The organism is Deltaproteobacteria bacterium HGW-Deltaproteobacteria-4 (assembly GCA_002841765.1).
Lineage (GTDB): Bacteria > Desulfobacterota > Desulfuromonadia > Desulfuromonadales > UBA2197 > UBA2197.
This window is the reverse complement of the sequence record PHAV01000006.1, coordinates 136,137-153,068: the sequence shown is the minus strand read 5'-3', so window position 1 is coordinate 153,068 and position 16,932 is coordinate 136,137. Positions and strand designations below refer to the sequence as shown.

11 protein-coding genes and 1 pseudogene (1 of these 12 cut by a window edge) are annotated in these 16,932 nt (G+C 57.9%); 3 read left to right on the top strand and 9 right to left on the bottom strand.

Annotated elements, in window-relative coordinates:
• Positions 1-1,517: pseudogene (locus CVU69_05625) on the bottom strand (hypothetical protein); it reaches 808 nt to the left of the window's first position.
• A gap of 161 nt (positions 1,518-1,678) precedes the next feature.
• A complete protein-coding gene (locus CVU69_05620) occupies positions 1,679-2,920 on the bottom strand; it encodes a hypothetical protein (GenBank protein PKN12842.1) in 1,242 nt (413 codons plus the stop codon).
• Between the two features lie 300 nt (positions 2,921-3,220).
• Here CVU69_05620 and CVU69_05615 point away from each other — a divergent pair, with 300 nt between their 5' ends.
• Together CVU69_05615 and CVU69_05610 are read left to right on the top strand one after the other, a co-directional pair.
• A complete protein-coding gene (locus tag CVU69_05615) occupies positions 3,221-4,294 on the top strand; it encodes a cytochrome C (protein ID PKN12841.1) in 1,074 nt (357 codons plus the stop codon).
• A 7-nt stretch (positions 4,295-4,301) separates the two neighbouring features.
• Positions 4,302-5,015 carry a hypothetical protein gene (locus tag CVU69_05610; GenBank protein PKN12840.1) on the top strand — a complete coding sequence of 238 codons (714 nt, stop codon included), beginning with the start codon at positions 4,302-4,304 and terminating at the stop codon, positions 5,013-5,015.
• Positions 5,016-5,162: 147 nt separating this feature from the next.
• Here the strand turns inward: CVU69_05610 and ccsB are convergent, their stop codons facing one another.
• The 7 genes from ccsB to alr all read right to left on the bottom strand — a co-directional run bounded on the left by ccsB (position 5,163) and on the right by alr (position 13,582).
• Positions 5,163-6,017 (bottom strand): c-type cytochrome biogenesis protein CcsB, encoded by an 855-nt coding sequence (ccsB, locus tag CVU69_05605; GenBank protein PKN12839.1) that lies wholly within the window; start codon positions 6,015-6,017, stop codon positions 5,163-5,165.
• A 30-nt stretch (positions 6,018-6,047) separates the two neighbouring features.
• Complete coding sequence (locus CVU69_05600) at positions 6,048-7,451, bottom strand: cytochrome c biogenesis protein ResB (GenBank protein PKN12838.1); 1,404 nt, start codon at positions 7,449-7,451, stop codon at positions 6,048-6,050.
• Positions 7,452-7,537: 86 nt separating this feature from the next.
• Entirely contained in the window at positions 7,538-8,059 is a 522-nt protein-coding gene (gene purE / locus CVU69_05595) for a 5-(carboxyamino)imidazole ribonucleotide mutase (protein PKN12837.1), read from the bottom strand.
• Positions 8,060-8,115: 56 nt separating this feature from the next.
• Positions 8,116-9,381 carry a phosphoribosylamine--glycine ligase gene (locus tag CVU69_05590; protein PKN12836.1) on the bottom strand — a complete coding sequence of 422 codons (1,266 nt, stop codon included), beginning with the start codon at positions 9,379-9,381 and terminating at the stop codon, positions 8,116-8,118.
• A 63-nt stretch (positions 9,382-9,444) separates the two neighbouring features.
• Positions 9,445-11,010, bottom strand: a complete 1,566-nt coding sequence (gene purH, locus CVU69_05585; GenBank protein ID PKN12835.1) for a bifunctional phosphoribosylaminoimidazolecarboxamide formyltransferase/inosine monophosphate cyclohydrolase — start codon at positions 11,008-11,010, stop codon at positions 9,445-9,447.
• A 220-nt stretch (positions 11,011-11,230) separates the two neighbouring features.
• The gene (locus tag CVU69_05580) at positions 11,231-12,451 is read right to left on the bottom strand and encodes a hypothetical protein (GenBank protein ID PKN12834.1); all 1,221 of its coding nucleotides are present in this window, start codon (positions 12,449-12,451) and stop codon (positions 11,231-11,233) included.
• A 9-nt stretch (positions 12,452-12,460) separates the two neighbouring features.
• On the bottom strand, positions 12,461-13,582 hold the full coding sequence (alr, locus tag CVU69_05575) for an alanine racemase (protein ID PKN12833.1): 1,122 nt from the start codon (positions 13,580-13,582) through the stop codon (positions 12,461-12,463).
• A 158-nt stretch (positions 13,583-13,740) separates the two neighbouring features.
• On the opposite strand from alr, the gene CVU69_05570 reads away from it, so the two are divergent.
• A complete protein-coding gene (locus tag CVU69_05570) occupies positions 13,741-16,911 on the top strand; it encodes a hypothetical protein (GenBank protein PKN12832.1) in 3,171 nt (1,056 codons plus the stop codon).
• The last annotated feature ends 21 nt before the right edge of the window (positions 16,912-16,932 follow it).

Genomic DNA, 16,932 nt, shown 5'->3' with positions numbered 1-16,932 from the left:
ACTGCAGGGGCAACAACCACGGGTGTGGTAACTACGGGGGCGGCAGCAACCGAAGGAACGGTAGCAATCTCAGGAGCGGCAACAGTCGCAGGAGTAGCAACCTCAGGAGTAGCGACAACCACGGGGGCTACAACCATGGGTGTGGTAACTACGGGGGCGGCAGCAACCGAAGGAACGGTAGCAATCTCAGGTGCGGCAACAGTCGCAGGGGCGGTTACAACAACCTCAGGGGCAGTAATAGTTGCAGGTGTGGCAACCTCAGGAGTTGCGGCAAGCACAGGGGCAGCCGCAACTGCAGGGGCAACAACCACGGGTGTGGTAACTACGGGGGCGGCAGCAACCGAAGGAACGGTAGCAATCTCAGGTGCGGCAACAGTCGTCGGGGCGGTTACAACAACCTCAGGGGCAGTAACAGTTGCAGGTGTGGCAACCTCAGGAGTTGCGGCAAGCACAGGGGCAGCCGCAACCGCAGGAGCGACAACCTCGGGGGTGGCAACTACGGGGGCGGCTGCAATCGCAGGGGTAGCGGCAACCACAGAGGCGGCAACAGTCGCAGGGGCAGTAACCTTAGGAGTAGCAACAACCTCGGGGGTCGTTGTAATCACGGGGAAGACACGGGTCAATTCTGTCGTAGGGACACAACCCTGAGCATCAACCTTGATTCCACGGGGGGTATCAGGACACAAGTCGACATCGTTGGGGACACCGTCGCCGTCGGAATCGGTATCACATCCGAAGAGATCGACTTTGACCCCCTTTGGTGTATCGAGGCACTTATCCTTGAAATCGGGGACACCATCGCCGTCTGTATCCTGAGGACAACCGAAGGGATCGACCTTTATCCCGCGCGGAGTATCAGGACATTTATCCAAAGAGTCAGGAACTCGGTCACCATCGGAATCGGCAGGCGGCGGCTTTGCTATCGTTCTTGCTGTGCCAAAGAGGTATGTTAAGCCGAATGCGAACTCATTATTCAGACTGTCTGTGGGATCGAAAGGCAAGTTCCGGCGGAAATCTACGCGCAGATCAAGATGGTTGGTCAGGGCATATTTCATCCCGAATCCCGGTGTAACAATAAATCTGTCGTCGGAGCCACTCTTGGCGTCAAGAAAAAGGCCCCCGGCACCAAGACTCAAAAAAGGGACAAAACGCCCCCTTATCAGATCATAATTAGCTTGGGCACGAAACAGATACCCGTCCACGGCCTGGTCATCTTGTTGCGTGCTGGTATCGATAGCCGCAGCAAACCCTTCAATACCGACACGATCGGCGATACCCTTGCCTGCGATTTGATAACCAAAAACAAAGCCGTAGTAAGGACCTGTTTTATAAAAATCCCCGGAACCGAAAGAGTACACGCCTACGGTCGGAATCAGGTAGAAATAGTTGGATTTCTCCTCAATCGCGGGAGATTTTTTGCTTTTTGTCCGCTGTTGCGCAGAGGCGGGGAGTTGACCGACAACCAATAGCAAGCCTGTGCAGAATGCAACAAAAACTTTATGCATCACATGACCCATTCTGACTGTTAATTTGGCAGATAATATTTTACGCTGATTGGTGTTACTTTCCCGCGAAGGGCCGCAGAAATTTTTACTGTAGCATTTTCAATTTTTCGGAGATTTTTAAAGGAAACACGCGTCCCCCGGCTATTCGCCGGGGGACGCGCCTCTGCTCTCTACTACATTGTCAGGTCGTGAGCGATGTTGTGACACTGCCCACAGCTCGGGAACTGCTGCAGCATCCGGGGAGAATGCGGGGCGCTATGGCAATCCAGGCAAGCCGGGATCATCTTGTGCTTTTCCTGGTGACAGGTGGCGCACTGCAGTCCGCTATGTTTGCTCTTGCTTGCCTGCAGCAGCTTGAACGCATCTTCATGACAGGCGGCGCATTGTGTCGAAGCAACCTTCTCTGCGTAGACAACCGGCATCGGCTTGTGTGCACTATGACAGGAGAGACAATCAGCCTGGACCATCTCCTTGGCATGAGGTTCATGACAATCGGTGCACTGTGGAATACTACCATGTGTTGCCGCATGACAATCAACGCACTTCAGACTCTGATGTTTGGTCTTGCTGGTATCAAGCTCCTTGAAAACACCATCGTGACAGGCGCTGCACTCGACGGAGGCAACCTTGTCACCATAAACGACCGGAGACGGGCTGTGCGCAGCGTGACAGAGTTTGCACTTGTCGGCCGTCATCTCCGGCGTATGCGGCTGATGACACTGACCACACAGGGGAATCTTACCGTGCTGTTTTTCGTGACAGGTGGCACAAGCCAGTTTGCTGTGTTTGGCCGGACTGCTGACCAATCCCTTTAAGACCTGATCATGACAGGCGCCGCAGTCTGCGGAGGGGATATTCGCGGCGTAGCTGACGTCGAGGGGTTTGTGAGCCTGATGACACTTTTTACAGTCGGCCTCCAGCATGGTCGGACCGTGGGATTCGTGGCAGTTGGTGCAGTTGGGGACGTTGCCATGTTTGTTTTCGTGGCAGGAGGTACATGCCAGGATCGTATGTTTACTCGAAAAATCCTTCAGCTGCGTCCCCTCACCCTGGTGACAGGTCAGACAGGGAGCGGTGAGATTTTTACCGAGAATGATCTCCAGAGGCCGATGGGGATTTTTGTGGCAGCTGAAACATCCTTCAATCTGGTAGTGGGGGGCACCGCTATGGCATTGACTACACGCCGGGATTATCTCCAGCGCCACAGGGGGGTGACCGGCATGACAATCCTGACAACTGACGCTGTTCTTATGCGCCTGACCGGCTTCCTCAATATCCCGCGGCGCATCACGATGGCATTTGATGCAATCGTTGTTTCCCAGCACAGGTGCCTGAGCCTGTGCAACCGCCGCCAAAACACTGCTTGTCCCGCCAAAAGGAGACACCATCAGGGCAAGAACTGCCACCAGCAACATTCTTCTTAACTTCATTTTTCCTCCGTCCTTCACATCAAATTGAAATTTATTCCTTGTCTCTCATCCGATAAAAATGGTTAAATTTCGAATGGATCAAAGGCGCAATAGGTTTCGGCGCAAAATCGCACCCCTGCCTGTTCCGGCCAAGCGTACATTTTTTGCAGTAGCAAAGCAAACAAAGAATTAAATTCAGGCGTGCAAACATCTTGCCACGGCTACCTCTGTACATATTGGTCTACACTTGTGTACTTCTCGCTGAAAAGCATCTCGAATAACTTTTTTCTGCCGAAATGATACCGAATGAACGTGCGATGCTCTCTTTTTCTGACTTTCTTCCTTTTCTCCTTATTCGCATTGACCGTACCGGTCCTGGCCGGTGACTGCCTAACAACCGACTGCCACCAGCCTCTTGGCAATCAAAAGAACCCGCATCAACCGGTGGTCGCGGGGGACTGTCTTGCCTGCCATGAGCAGAAAAACCCGGGGCACCCCTCTTCGACGGGAAAAAGCTTCATCCTTTCTGCTACTGCGGCTAACCTTTGTTACCAATGTCACGAGGTGAAGCAGGAAGGGGCCGTCCACCCACCAGTGGCGGCGGGGGACTGCCTGTCCTGCCATAACCCTCATGGGTCTGCTCACCGCTATCTGCTGAAAACCCCGATGCCGGGTCTCTGCCTCGAATGTCATGCAGAGGTCCAAACGGCGCTCAAGTCTAAAGTAAAACATGCGGCGCTTTATCGAGAAACGTCTTGCGGAGGCTGTCACACCGGCCACGCTTCTCACCTTCCGGCCCTGCTCCTGGCTCCCGAAAAGGAGTTGTGTCTCTCCTGCCATGGCCGGAATGACTTTACGCGCTCAAAACCGCTGCGCAATATCGGCCGTGAAGTTGAAGGCAAGGTTAATCTCCACGGACCGGTCGCCGAGGGTAAATGCTCCCCTTGTCACGCTGCGCACGGTTCACCCTTTTACCGCCTGCTTCAGGAGGATTATCCGTCCGGCCCTTATGTCTACGAGAAGAAGGCTTATCCGCTTTGCTTCAAGTGCCATAACCGATCGATGCTGGATTCGCCAAAAGCCAGCGAAAAGACCGCTTTTCGTAACAGCAGTCAGAACCTGCATTATGTGCATGCGATCGACCATCGAAAAGGTCGGGTCTGCACAATCTGTCATGCTTCCCACGGCAGCGACGATCACAGTTTAATCAAGGAGAAAGGGACCGACTTCGGCAACTGGACCATCCCGATCAACTTCAAACCGACCGACACAGGGGGAAGCTGTGCCCCGGGTTGTCATACAGCGACGCAATATGACCGTACGTACCACTCCGTATCTAAAGATCACCCACGCAAGACCAACTTCACCAAGGAGAATTGAGACAATTATGCAAATCCCCCTCAAGACACTGACCCCGGTTATGGCCCTCACCCTCGCCCTGACAATTTCCGGCGGCGCCTTTGCCATGCCTGGCTACACTCCTGCCGCAGCCGGCGCTCCTGCGGCTACTGCGGCTCAGCCCCTTATTAAGGGGACTGTCGTCGAAACTATGGACAGCGGCGGCTACACTTATCTGCAGATAGAGAATAATGGCCAGAAACGGTGGGTCGCGATCAATAAAACGACTATCAAGACGGGACAAAAGGTGGAAATTGCTCCAGGAGTGGAAATGGGGAAGTATACCAGTCCGTCTCTGGGTCGCACTTTCGATTCTATCTATTTCAGTCGCGGACTGGCTGGCAACAAAGAGCAACTGCCGCACCCCGTACCTGAAGCAAAGAAAATGAACCCTCCGGCAATGCCGTCGCCTCCCCCCGGGCACGGAATGTCGGCTCCCGGGAAAGAGACCGCTCCCCTTCCACCGGCCGCCACCATTACCGGTAAAGTCGCTGAAACCTTTGATGCCGGCGGCTACACTTATGTTGCCGTCGAACAGGACGGGCAGCGCACCTGGGTCGCCTCCCCCCCGGTCAAAGTCGTGGCGGGACAGGAAGTCACCTTTAAATCGGGCTTCGTTATGCGCAACTTCACCAGTGCCTCACTCGGTCGCTCTTTTGATTCAATCATCTTTACCGCCGGACTGGCGACTCCCGGTAAGTGAGGTTCATTCCCGGCCGTTCATTTCCATAAAGAGCCACTGACAACTCAAACAGGAAATGCCCCTCCCTGCTACTGCAGAGAGGGGCATTTCCTGTTTATACCGGGTAGCACCACGACCCCTCACGCGGGGGAGATTGGCGGTTTCATCTTAACTGCCGTACGAATGTAACCCCGACAGCAATAGATTGACACCGAGGTAGCAGAAGATCGTCGCGGCAAAACCGATGATCGACAACCAGGCCGCACGGCGACCAACCCAGCCGCGGGTGAAGCGGGCGTGAAGAAAGGCGGCGTAGACGAACCAGACGATCAGGCTCCAGGTCTCTTTCGGGTCCCAGCTCCAGTAAGTTCCCCAGGCGTAGTTGGCCCAGGCGGCGCCGGTGATGATGCCGAGGGTGAGAAGGGGAAAGCCGATCATAATCGATTTATAGTTGATGTCGTCAAGGACGCGGGTTGGCGGGAACATGCCGAGGAGGCCGGTCAGGGTCGTCCCTTTACTCCGCTCTTCAGGGCCGATTTTGATCAGGTACATGATCGAGACGCCGCAGGCGACAGCAAAGGCGCCGTAACCGAGGAAGCAGGTGATGACGTGGTAGGTGAGCCAGTTGCTTTGCAGGGCCGGAACAAGGGGCTCGATGGTCTTGTCGAGACCAAGCTGGGCCCAGATCATCCCCATAAAGGCGAAGGGGATGATGAAAGCGCCGATAGCGCGCTGCTTGTACTTGATATCGACAATCAGGTAGATGAGGATGATCGACCAGGCGAAGAAAACGATCGATTCATACAGGTTGGTGAGGGGGACGCGGCCGTAACCGCTGGGGATCTGATACGACTCGTACCAGCGCACGCCCATGGCGGCGGTGGAGGCGACAAAGCCGACCCAGGCGCCGACATTGCCGATCAAAGCGACGCTCTCGCTGCGGGTGGCAAGGTAGATGAGGAAAGCGACCATGGACGCAAAGAAGGCGATGGTCGTGATGTTAAAGAGCATTGAGCTATCCATAGTGTTTTTTCTCCCGAGGGTGCGTAAGGGCTAGGACGAAAATTCGTTCTTGAATTCTTTTTTGAGCTCGTCGAACCCGATCTCAAAAGCGGGCTGATTACGATTAGCGTTACCGGCAATCAGCAGGTTCATCCCTTTGTTGCCGGGACTGAGGACCACCCAGATGCGGCGATGCGACATAAAGAAGGCGACCATAGTGCCAATGACCATGAAGAGGCAGCCGAGCCAGACGACTTCGACGCCGGGGTCTTTGGCGACTTGCAGGCCGGTGGCGTAACGCTGGTGGAAGCCGGTGAGGGTAAAGACATATTCTCCACCGCGCCGCTCGTCACTGATGTTGGCGCTCGGATCATAGATATCAACGACCTGGCGCTGGCCGTTGGTGCCGATAACGCCAAGGCGGACGATCATGCCGTTATCGCCGTAATTTTCGACCCGCACTGACCCGCCGCCGGGGAGGGGGCGGGTGCCGCCAAAGGGGATTTTGAAATCGATGACCTGGCCACTGGCCCGCTCCTTGACCTGAATACCAAAACTCGGGTCGCCGATGGGATTGTAACTCGACTGGTAAAAGACGAGTCCTTTGTAGGTCAAGGGTTCGTTAACAATAACCTTGCGATCCTTGATAACGACCTCACCGTTGTCGATGACCGTAAGGATGCTCTTGAACTCGCGCGGGCGGCGGGTCCCTTCATAGTAACTGACGCTGAAGGCTTCGCAGCGGACCGCAAACCCCATCGGAACTTCGACCTGCTTGTCACGACGATAGACCTGGTCGGTCTGGCCGCCCTCGGGGATACTGACATACCCTTTGTAGCCCCAGAAGCTCCCGAGCAGGGCGCCGACGAAGATGATCAGGATCGACAGGTGGGTGATATAAACACCGAAACGGGACCAGGCCCCCTTCTCGGCGTAAAAGTAAGTCTTGCCGTCCTTTTCATGGACCCTGGCGGCGGAGAAACGGCCGGACAGAAAGGCGCTGACCTTCTCTTTGATCGCCGCCTCCTCACCCTTGACCACAAACTCTTCGCGGTTGGAGAAGGCGCGCAGCGTATTGTCATCAGGGGTCAACTGCGGATTCTGCACGGTATGCCAGACCCGCGGCAAACGTTTGATCGAGCAGCAGATCAGGTTGACGGAAAAGAGCCCGAGGAGGCCGATAAACCACCAGGAGTGGTACATGTTGAAGGCGTCAAGGTAGGTATCGAGGAACTGCATGAAGCTGAGGCTCCAGCCGTGCTTCTCCGTCATGGCTTGCGGTGTGGAGCCTTGCTCGATGACAGTGCCGAGAATCGAGGTGACGGCAAGGAGGATAAGAGTGCTGATGGAGAGTTTGAGGGAGCAGAAAAAATCCCAAATCGCATCGATGGGGTTTTGCTTCTTGTCGTTCAAATCCGCGTCTCCTGATTGAGATGAAGGAGCGGCACGGGCCAATTCCCTGCCGACAGTTGTTGCCGTAAATTAATTCCGATAATAACGGTAATATATCCCCCTTGCAGCTGTCAAGAGGAGGGGGAGAGTTAAAACTTTTCTTGCTGCAAGCGGGCTTCGAGGGCGTGGGCGCGCTTTTCAACTCCGCTGGCCAGTTCGACCTTGAAGTCCTCCAGACGCTGCGCAATGGCCGGATCCCCGAGAGCGATGATCTGGGCGGCAAGAATGCCGGCGTTGCGGGCGCCGGCCTTGCCGATCGCCATCGTCGCCACCGGTATTCCCGCCGGCATCTGCACCATGGCGAGGAGGGCGTCGAGCCCTTGCAGGGCCGAAGCATCGATCGGCACGGCAATGACCGGCAGGGTCGTCTCGGCGGCGACCACCCCGGCGAGATGGGCGGCGGCACCGGCCCCGGCGATCAGCACCTTGATGCCGCGCGTCCGGGCGCTGCGGACATAACTGCTGGTCCGTTGCGGGGAGCGGTGGGCACTGGCCACAGTCATTTCAAAGGGAATGCCAAAACCGTGCAGGGCGCGGCCGGCTTCAATCATGATCTCGTAATCGTTGTCGCTCCCCATGAGGATGCCGACTTGCGGTGCGGTGGTTGTCATTGGAAGATCCTTTATTTAATTTGCCTGTTTTTCCATGAGGGAGAAGGACACCAGTGCTACAACGCCTTCTTGCCAATATCCGTCCGGTACTGCGCGCCATTCCAGTGAATCACGCGCACCCCTTCATAAGCCTTCGCAATCGCCGCCTTGACGCTGTCACCCCGCCCGGTCACACCTAAAACCCGGCCGCCGTTGGTCACTACTTTGCCATTTTTTTCGGTAGTGCCGGCGTGGAAGACGATGAGATCGTTTAGCGCGGCGGCGGTGTCAAGGCCGTGAATCTCATCCCCCTTGAGGTAGTCACCGGGATAACCGCCGGCGGCCATGACCACACAGACCGCCGCCTGATCGTGCCAGTCGATGGTCAGATCGCCAAGATCGCCGTTGGCAATGGCAAGAAGAAGAGGAACGATATCCGACTTCATCCGCATCAGCAGCGGCTGACATTCGGGATCGCCGAAACGGGCGTTGAATTCGAGGGTCTTGACCCGGCCGTTATCGATCATCAGCCCGGCGTAAAGAACGCCGCGATAAGGGCGCCCTTCGGCGGCCATACCATCGACGGCGCGGCGCATGACCTGCTCCATGGCGATTTGATGAATCTCTTCGGTCACCACCGGTGCCGGCGAATAAGCGCCCATGCCGCCGGTATTGGGACCGAGATCGCCGTCAAAGATGGCTTTGTGATCCTGGGCGCTCGCCAGGGGGACGATCTTTTTCCCGTCGGTGAGGGCGAGGAAGGAGGCTTCTTCGCCGCGCAGGAACTCTTCGATCACCACCCGCGAGCCGGCGGCACCAAAGGCATTACCACCGAGCATATCGTGCACGGTCGCTTCGGCCTCGGAAACAGTCTGGGCAATAATCACCCCTTTGCCGGCAGCCAGACCATCGGCCTTGATGACGATCGGCGTGCCGAGCTGCTTGATAAAGTCGAGGGCCGGGGCAATCTCACTGAAGACCCCGTAAGCCGCAGTCGGGATATCGTACTTCTCCATCAGATCTTTGGAGAAGGCTTTACTCGCCTCGATAATCGCTGCATTCTGATATGGTCCGAAGGCCTTGAGACCCGCCGCTTCGAAGCGATCGACAATGCCGAGAGAAAGGGGGAGCTCGGGGCCGACGACGGTGAGTGCAATCTTTTCGCGCAACGCAAAAGCCAAAAGACCATCGAGATCATCGACCGCCACCGGCACATTTTCGGCGAGGCCAGCCATGCCGGGATTCCCCGGCGCGCAAAAAATCCTGCTGACCAGCGGCGACTGGGCAATCTTCCAGACCAGAGCATGTTCGCGGCCACCGCCGCCAACGACTAGAACGTTCATTTATGTTTGTTCCTTCTTGACGATTAAAATGTCAACCTTGGCTACAACGGATTAAACAACCGATTAATGCCGAAAATGACGCATGCCGGTAAAGATCATCGTCATGTCGTGCTCATCAGCAGCGGCGATGACTTCGGCATCGCGCATCGAGCCGCCAGGTTGAATGACGGCAACAATACCGGCGGCAGCGGCGTTGTCGATACCGTCGCGGAAGGGGAAGAAGGCATCGGAAGCCATGACCGCGCCGGTGACGGTGAGGCCGGCATGTTCGGCCTTGATTGCGGCGATGCGCGCGGAGTTGACCCGGCTCATCTGCCCGGCGCCGACGCCGATCGTCATCTTGTCTTTGCCGTAGACAATGGCGTTACTCTTGACGAATTTAGCCACCCGCCAGGTAAAGAGAAGATCTTCGAGCTCAGCCGCGGTCGGTTGGCGCTTACTGACGACCTTGAGGTCTTCATAAAGAGCCAGATCAGCCTGCTGGACAAGAAGTCCACCGTTGACCCGTTTGAAATCGAGGCGCGCGACTGTTTCCACCGACCAGTTGCCGCATTCAAGGAGGCGGACATTCTTCTTGGCGGCGACAATGGCGCTGGCTTCCGCCGAGACTTGCGGGGCGATGATGACTTCAACAAACTGACGATCGACAATCGCCCGGGCGGTGGCGGCATCGAGTTCGCAATTGACGGCGATAATTCCGCCAAATGACGACTCAGGATCGGTGCTGTAGGCGCGATTATAGGCATCAAGAAGATCGCTGCCGAGGGCGACGCCGCAGGGGTTGGCATGCTTGACAATGACGCAGGCCGGCCCTTCGGTGAACTGTTTGACGCATTCAAGGGCAGCATCGGTGTCGCCGATATTGTTGTAAGAGAGTTCCTTGCCTTGCAATTGCCGGGCCGTAGCGATACAGGCCTCGCTCACCTCTTTTTCAATATAAAAGGCGCCGCTTTGGTGAGAATTTTCGCCATAACGGAGTCCCTGCGCCTTGGCATACTGCAGGGTCAGAGTCGGCGGATACTCGCTGTCTTCAGTGTTGAGTTTTTTGCCGAGCCAGTTGGAGATGGCTCCATCGTAAGCGGCGGTGTGCTGATAGACTTTAACGGCGAGCGCAAAGTTACAGTCACGACTGACGGCGCCGCCGCTGCTGCGCATCTCTGCAAAGATTCCGGCGTAATCGCTGTGATCGACGATGACGGTGACATCGCGATTATTCTTGGCGGCAGAGCGGAGCATAGTCGGGCCGCCAATATCGATATTTTCGATGGCGTCTTCGAGGCTGCAGCCCTTCTTGGCGACAGTCGCTTCGAAAGGATAAAGGTTGACGACGACCATGTCGATATTTTCAATGCCGTATTCCTGCATCTTGGCGACATGTTCCGGGTTGTCGCGCATGCCGAGGATGCCGCCATGCACTTTGGGATGGAGAGTCTTGACCCGGCCGTCTAGCATCTCGGGGAAACCGGTAAAGTCGGCAACATCCTTGATTGTCAAACCGGCGTCGCGCAGCAGTTTGGCGGTGCCGCCGGTCGAAAGGATTTCGACACCGAAGCCGGCGAGTTCCCGGGCGAAGTCGACAATGCCGGTCTTGTCGGAGAGACTGATGAGGGCGCGCTTGATTACAGCCATAAAAGAATCCTTTTTAAATATGTGGGGTGGCGAAAACTTCTAATTCAAGCTTTTAGCTCCCCTCCTTTTTTAAGGAGGGGCTGGGGGTGGTAAGTATTTGGGGCTTTACTTCGTTTTATTTTTAAGATTGATGAAAAACAAAAGCAACCACCCCTAACCCCTCCTTGACCTTGAATAGGAAGGAGGGGGACTAAATGCAAAAACTAACCGGACGCGACCGTTAAAAATCCAGCGCGGCCAAAAAGGCGCGCTCAAATGCTGGCGTCCCGGAAAGGGGGTAACTGCGCATCTTTTCAGTCAGCACCTGTAACTGCGCGCAACCGTCATCTTGCAGGAGAAAACGCTGCACCCCGGAAAGGGCGCCACCGGGAATAAAGAGCGCTTTTTCTACCATGACGGCAGGGAGGATGGCAACGCTTTTCAAGCTTTTTCGGTCGAGAGAAAGTCCGAAAGCGCCGGTGACAATAACCTGTTCAACCGCCGCAACCGGAATATCAGCACGGGCCAAAAGGGCGTCGATTCCGGCACGCACCGCCCCTTTGGCAAGCTGGAAAGCGCGGATATCTCCCTGCGTGACGACAATTTCGCGCCCGGCATCGCGATAAAGACAGAGAGCCTGAGCTCGGCCGTCAGGGCGCAGATAGCGGGAAAGGTTCGAGTCGACTTCGGCAGGCGTCACGATCCGGCCGCTACAATCGATCAGTTCGCTTTCGATCCCGACCGCGATGACGGCGAAGAGACCGCTGCCGGCAAGACCGGTCGGCACGCCGCCGCCGATGACCTCCAGCTGCAAACGATCACCGACGCGGGTCACGTTGCTGATCGCTCCGGTCGTCGCCAGCTGGCCGCAGCTGATTTCCCCTCCCTCAAAGGCCGGCCCGGCCGGCACCGAAGTAGCAAGCCAACCGTCCGCATTGCCGATGGCAATTTCACCGTTGGTGCCGAGATCGATAACGAGAGTGCCTTCAGTAACAGAAGCAAGGCCGTAAAGACAGGCAACCAGATCGCCGCCGACATAACCGCTGAGCACAGGAAAGAGCACGAGGGGGACGGGAAGCTGGAGGACAGGCAGAGCAAGGGAGCGCAACCCCGGATTCTTCGGGCGATGCGGCGGGAAGAGGATGGGACGCACATCGTCGCCACAGAAGAGAGCCGTCACCCCGGGATTCGCTGCCACCGCAACAGCGCCAATCGATTCGCGGCCGGCACCGGCGGCACGCAGGAGATCATCAAGGAGCGCCGCGATGCCGTCGACCAGCAGCGCCTGCAACCGCTCCCCCTCCCCGGCCAACGCTGCTTCCAGGCGGCGGACAATATCGGCACCGAGCGCCCGCTGCGGATTCGCCACCTTGCCTTCGGCCAGCACCTGCCCCTGCGCGTCAAGAATCCGGCCGGCGAGGGTGGTGGTGCCGAGATCAAGGGCGAGAAGAAGTAGGCTCATGGACCAGCCTTAGTCGCGATAGATGCGCGGAACGCGCTTGCTGACATTACAGAAGATTTCGTAAGAGATCGTCCCGACCTTGCCGGCCCACTCTTCGGCGCTGATGGCGTCGTTTTGGTCACGGCCGAGGAGGGTAACTTCATCACCGACGCTGACGTCGGGAATGTCGGTGACATCAACCATGATCCAGTCCATGCAGACCGTCCCGGCGACCGGAGCGCGCTGGCCGCGGATCAGCACCTCACCGCGATTGGTGAGCTGACGGCTGTAGCCGTCGGCATACCCGACCGGCACCGCAGCGATGAAGCTGGGGCGCAGGGCGCGATAGCGGTGTCCGTAGGAGATGCCGGTGCCGGCCGGGACGCTCTTGAGCAGGGCGATGCGCGAACGGAAACTCATCACCGGACGGAGGTCGAGCTGGCCGGCAAAGTAGTCGGATGGCGCCGCGCCGTAGAGGGCGATGCCGGGACGGACAACGTTACATTCCGGGATATCACGGGAGAAGATGGTGGCACTGTTGCCGAGATGGATCTCAGTCGGGGTAAAGCCGGCAGCCAGCACCTGGCTGAGGATGGCGCGAAACAGGTTAATCTGTTCAGCGGTGAGGGGATGGGGGGGATCATCGGCCAGGGCCAGGTGGGACAGGACCCCGTCGAGGCGGAGATGGGTCAGGGCGGCGAGTTGGGGCAAGACCACGGCGAGCTCTTCGGGGAGAAAACCGATGCGCCCCATGCCGGTATCGATCTTGAGGTGATAAGGCCAGATCACGCCGGCAGCGGCGGCGATCGTCTCCAGCCGCCGCGCACTGTCAAGATCGAAGAGGCAGGGGATGAGTTCATGCTGGAGGAGGCTCAGCTCCTGCCCCGGATAGAAGCCGCCGAGGACGACAATCGGCTGCCGCACTCCGGCGTTGCGCAGCTCAATCCCTTCTTCAACAATCGCCACACCGAAGAGATCGGCCCCGGCGGCGGCAAGAGCGGGGGCCACCCGCTGCGCGCCATGGCCGTAAGCATCGGCCTTGACCACCGCCAGGATCTTTCCGACCGGACCCAGGCGCCGGCGCACCTCCAGCAGGTTGTGGCGGATGGCGGCAAGATCGATCTCGACGTAAGTAGGACGGTGGCCAAGCATGGGAAACCCTTTCACAAGGAGGGAGCTGAAGCGTTTTCTTTTAGCATGACGTCCCCCTGTGAGTAAAGATTTCCGGCAAAGTTTGACTTGCTTCTTCCCCAACTCCGTCGAGCGCGCTATACTGACGCCCCGATTGCTTCTCAAGGAGATCTCCCCCTGTGTTTCAACGTCTGCGCCGCCATCCCGTTATCACCCTGATCGCCCTGCTGTTTGGTGCGGCCGGGGTAGCGCTCACTCTCTTTCTTTACTCTTTCAATCTCAACGATTACCGGAGCCAACTCCAGGCCGGACTGCAGCAAGCCCTGCAGCGCCCGGTCCAGATCGGCGCGATTCACTTTGCCCTGCGCCACGGCCTCAGCCTGGAGCTCAGCGATACCGCCATCGGCGCCCCGGAGGAGGCCAGCTCTCTGATTGTCGACCATCTGCTGCTGCGGCTCCATATCACCCCGCTTTTGCAGCGACAGTTGAGTTTCTCAAGCATCCTCCTCGAAGGGGCACAACTCCGTATCAACGTCCCGGTCGGGACAACGACCAGGGAAGCGGAGAAGACGGCGCCAGAACGGCTGAAAACCTTCCTCGACCTGTTACGCCGTACCAATATCAGCACCTTGCTGCTACGCAACAGCCGCGTGACGGTCATGAACGGCGCGCAGCGTTACGATCTTGACAAAATCAATCTGCAACTGGACAACATCGCTTTCCTGACGCCTGTGGCAGTCACGGCGAGTGGAGAGATCCGCTCCGGAGAGTTGCGAACTGCCTGGCAATTATCCGGAATGATTGAAGCAGCGAATGCGGATGCTCCCTGGCAGGAAACTCGCATTGATCTCACCCTCGGGATGAAAGAGCTCGATCTGGCGCAGCTGCCCCTTGCCCGCGAAAGTGGCGAAAAAAAGCTCCGGTTCGCCGGATTGGCCAAATTGAGCTTACACGCGCAGGGCGCTCCGGCCAGCGGCCTTGCTTTTGAACTCCGCGCCGAAAGTCCGGACGCGGCGTTGAACCTGCCGACCCTGTACGCTGCCCCGCTGCATGCCGGTGAAATCGTCCTTGGCGGCATCTGGCAAAGCGCCGCAACCGACACGATCCGCAACCTTCTCCTTCGCGTCGATGCCCTGTCCCTGCACGGCGAAGTGCTACTGCCAACCGCGACAACACCCCTGATTGCGACCCTGGCTGTCCCGACGACCCCCCTGAATCTCCTCGGCCCATGGATCCCCGAGCACACTCTGCCCCAACTGGCAACGGCCCTGCGCGGCCAGGGAGTGAGCGGCAGCGTCGGCATGGAAAAGATCCAGCTGCGCTGGTCGAGTACGGAAGGACTCCACCTCGACACCGCTCTTCTTCTGCTCCGGGATGGACGTTTTAACCTCAAGGGGATCGGTCTGGTGGAGAATGCGGCGGGAGACGGAGTCTGGACAGATGGCGAACTGGCAATCAAAAGCGCTAAAGCCACCCTCCTCGGCGGGAAGAGTGCAGGGGCAGGCCATATCGCTTTCCCGCGCCAGGGGGAAGCGAGCTTTAACCTGCAGATCACCAGTACGGCGCGGGCGGAAGCTCTGATCCCCCTCCTCGCCGCGGCTTGGCAAAAGAAGCTGCAGGCCAGTGGCCCCATCTCCTTTTCCGGCAAGATCAGTGGGACGCCCTCCCGACTCCTCCTTGATCTGCAGTCGCGCTTCGAGAGCGCGGCCGTCCACTTTAACGACATCCCGCTGAAACGGGCCGGAGAGGTTGGTGAACTCCTCATCCTCGGCGCAGTGCAGTCTTCCGGGCTCGAACTCAGCCATGCCCGCCTCCTCCTCCCTTTTGCTGAAGCCCGCGCCAACGGGCACTTCGCCCTCGACAGCAGCGGCGGCTACACCCTCGCTTGTGACATTAGTCATCTCCTCCTCGAAAAGCTCCCCCCCTTCCTGCCGGTCCAGCAGAAGCTGCGGGGGAGCGGCGAAGTCGATCTGCGTCTCGATTTAAGCGGAGACCGCAAGGGGCTGAGGAGTTTGCAGGGGAGTGGGGAGTTTCGGAAGCTCGGCATGCACCTCTGGGCCAGCGTTGCCAATCTGCACGACGCCAGCGGACGGATGCTCGTCCATCGCGAGGGGATCGAATTCCCGGCGATCACCGGCCTCCTCGGCAGTTCGCCGGTACGGGCCAGCGCTGACCTGAAATGGCTGCCGGCGTTCCAGCTCACTCTCGACCTTGATCTTGCGAAAACCCGGGCGGCCGATCTTGTCTTCAGCTCGCCGCAAAAGATCTTTTCCTCTATCGAGGGCCGCCTGGTCATCTCCGGCAGCGGGATTCTCTTTGAACAGATCAGCGCCGAGATCGACAATGAAACCAAAGCCCTGATCAATGGCCGTCTCACCTACACGCCGGCCAACCTGATTCTCGACATCGTTGCCAGTCAGGGGAATATCGCCGGCATCATCGCTCTTTGGCACAAGGGTGAAAAACCGGCGCCGCGCTCAACGCCAACCGCCGACACGGCCCACCCCCTGAGCGCCGATATTCAGGTGACGATTGCAAACGGCGATCTTTTCGGGGTCAGATTTGCAAATGCCGCCGGCACGATCGCTCTGCGCAACGGAGCCCTGCAGATTGAGCTGCTGCGTCTGGAGATCGGCGCTGGCCATGCCAACGTCGCCATTAGCACCGGTCCGCTGCGGGAAGAACATCCGATCTTGAAAGTCTCCGGACAAGCGGAGAAGATCGACGCGGCGCAGGTACAAAGACAACTTTTAGGGAAGCGCGGGAGCATCTCCGGCACTCTGTCGAGCACCTTTACCTTACAAGGAGAGATCGGCCGCTTTCTGCCGACCTGTGACGGCAACGTCAACCTTCGCCTCAATAAAGGCCTGATGCGGGGATTTACCAGTATCAGTCGCGCCCTTGCCCTCTTTAATGTCGGGCAGCTCCTCACCTTCAACTTCCCCGACGTCGACAAGGACGGCCTGCTCTTCGACCGGATCAAAGGGAACCTGACCTTCACCGATGGTGTGATGCACAGCGAAGATCTCGCAGTTAGCAGCCCCGCCTTTGACATGGCTTTTGTCGGCAAGGCGGATCTCGTCAAGGATCGTCTCGACTTCCTTATCGGCGTCAAACCGTTGCAGACCGTCGACAAGATCCTCTCCAACATTCCGCTGGCGGGATGGATATTAACCGGGGAGAAGAAAGCCTTCGTCGTTGCCAACTTCCACGTTACCGGCAGCAGTCAGGATCCTGATGTCGAGGCGATTCCCTTTTCGTCCCTCTCGGATATGGCCGTCGGCATCTTCAAACGGACTTTCGGCCTGCCGGGCAAGATCGTTGACGACGTGACGGAGCTGTTCCGGTAGGGGCACGGCGCGCCGTGCCCC

What these genes read in the sequence shown, in the direction of transcription:
- purH (PKN12835.1), bottom strand. Translation starts at nt 11,010, where the DNA reads ATGGCTGTAATCAAGCGCGCCCTCATCAGTCTCTCCGACAAGACCGGC.
- CVU69_05615 (PKN12841.1), top strand. Translation starts at nt 3,221, where the DNA reads ATGAACGTGCGATGCTCTCTTTTTCTGACTTTCTTCCTTTTCTCCTTA.
- CVU69_05590 (PKN12836.1), bottom strand. Translation starts at nt 9,381, where the DNA reads ATGAACGTTCTAGTCGTTGGCGGCGGTGGCCGCGAACATGCTCTGGTC.
- alr (PKN12833.1), bottom strand. Translation starts at nt 13,582, where the DNA reads ATGCTTGGCCACCGTCCTACTTACGTCGAGATCGATCTTGCCGCCATC.
- ccsB (PKN12839.1), bottom strand. Translation starts at nt 6,017, where the DNA reads ATGGATAGCTCAATGCTCTTTAACATCACGACCATCGCCTTCTTTGCG.
- CVU69_05620 (PKN12842.1), bottom strand. Translation starts at nt 2,920, where the DNA reads ATGTTGCTGGTGGCAGTTCTTGCCCTGATGGTGTCTCCTTTTGGCGGG.
- CVU69_05580 (PKN12834.1), bottom strand. Translation starts at nt 12,451, where the DNA reads ATGAGCCTACTTCTTCTCGCCCTTGATCTCGGCACCACCACCCTCGCC.
- CVU69_05610 (PKN12840.1), top strand. Translation starts at nt 4,302, where the DNA reads ATGCAAATCCCCCTCAAGACACTGACCCCGGTTATGGCCCTCACCCTC.
- purE (PKN12837.1), bottom strand. Translation starts at nt 8,059, where the DNA reads ATGACAACCACCGCACCGCAAGTCGGCATCCTCATGGGGAGCGACAAC.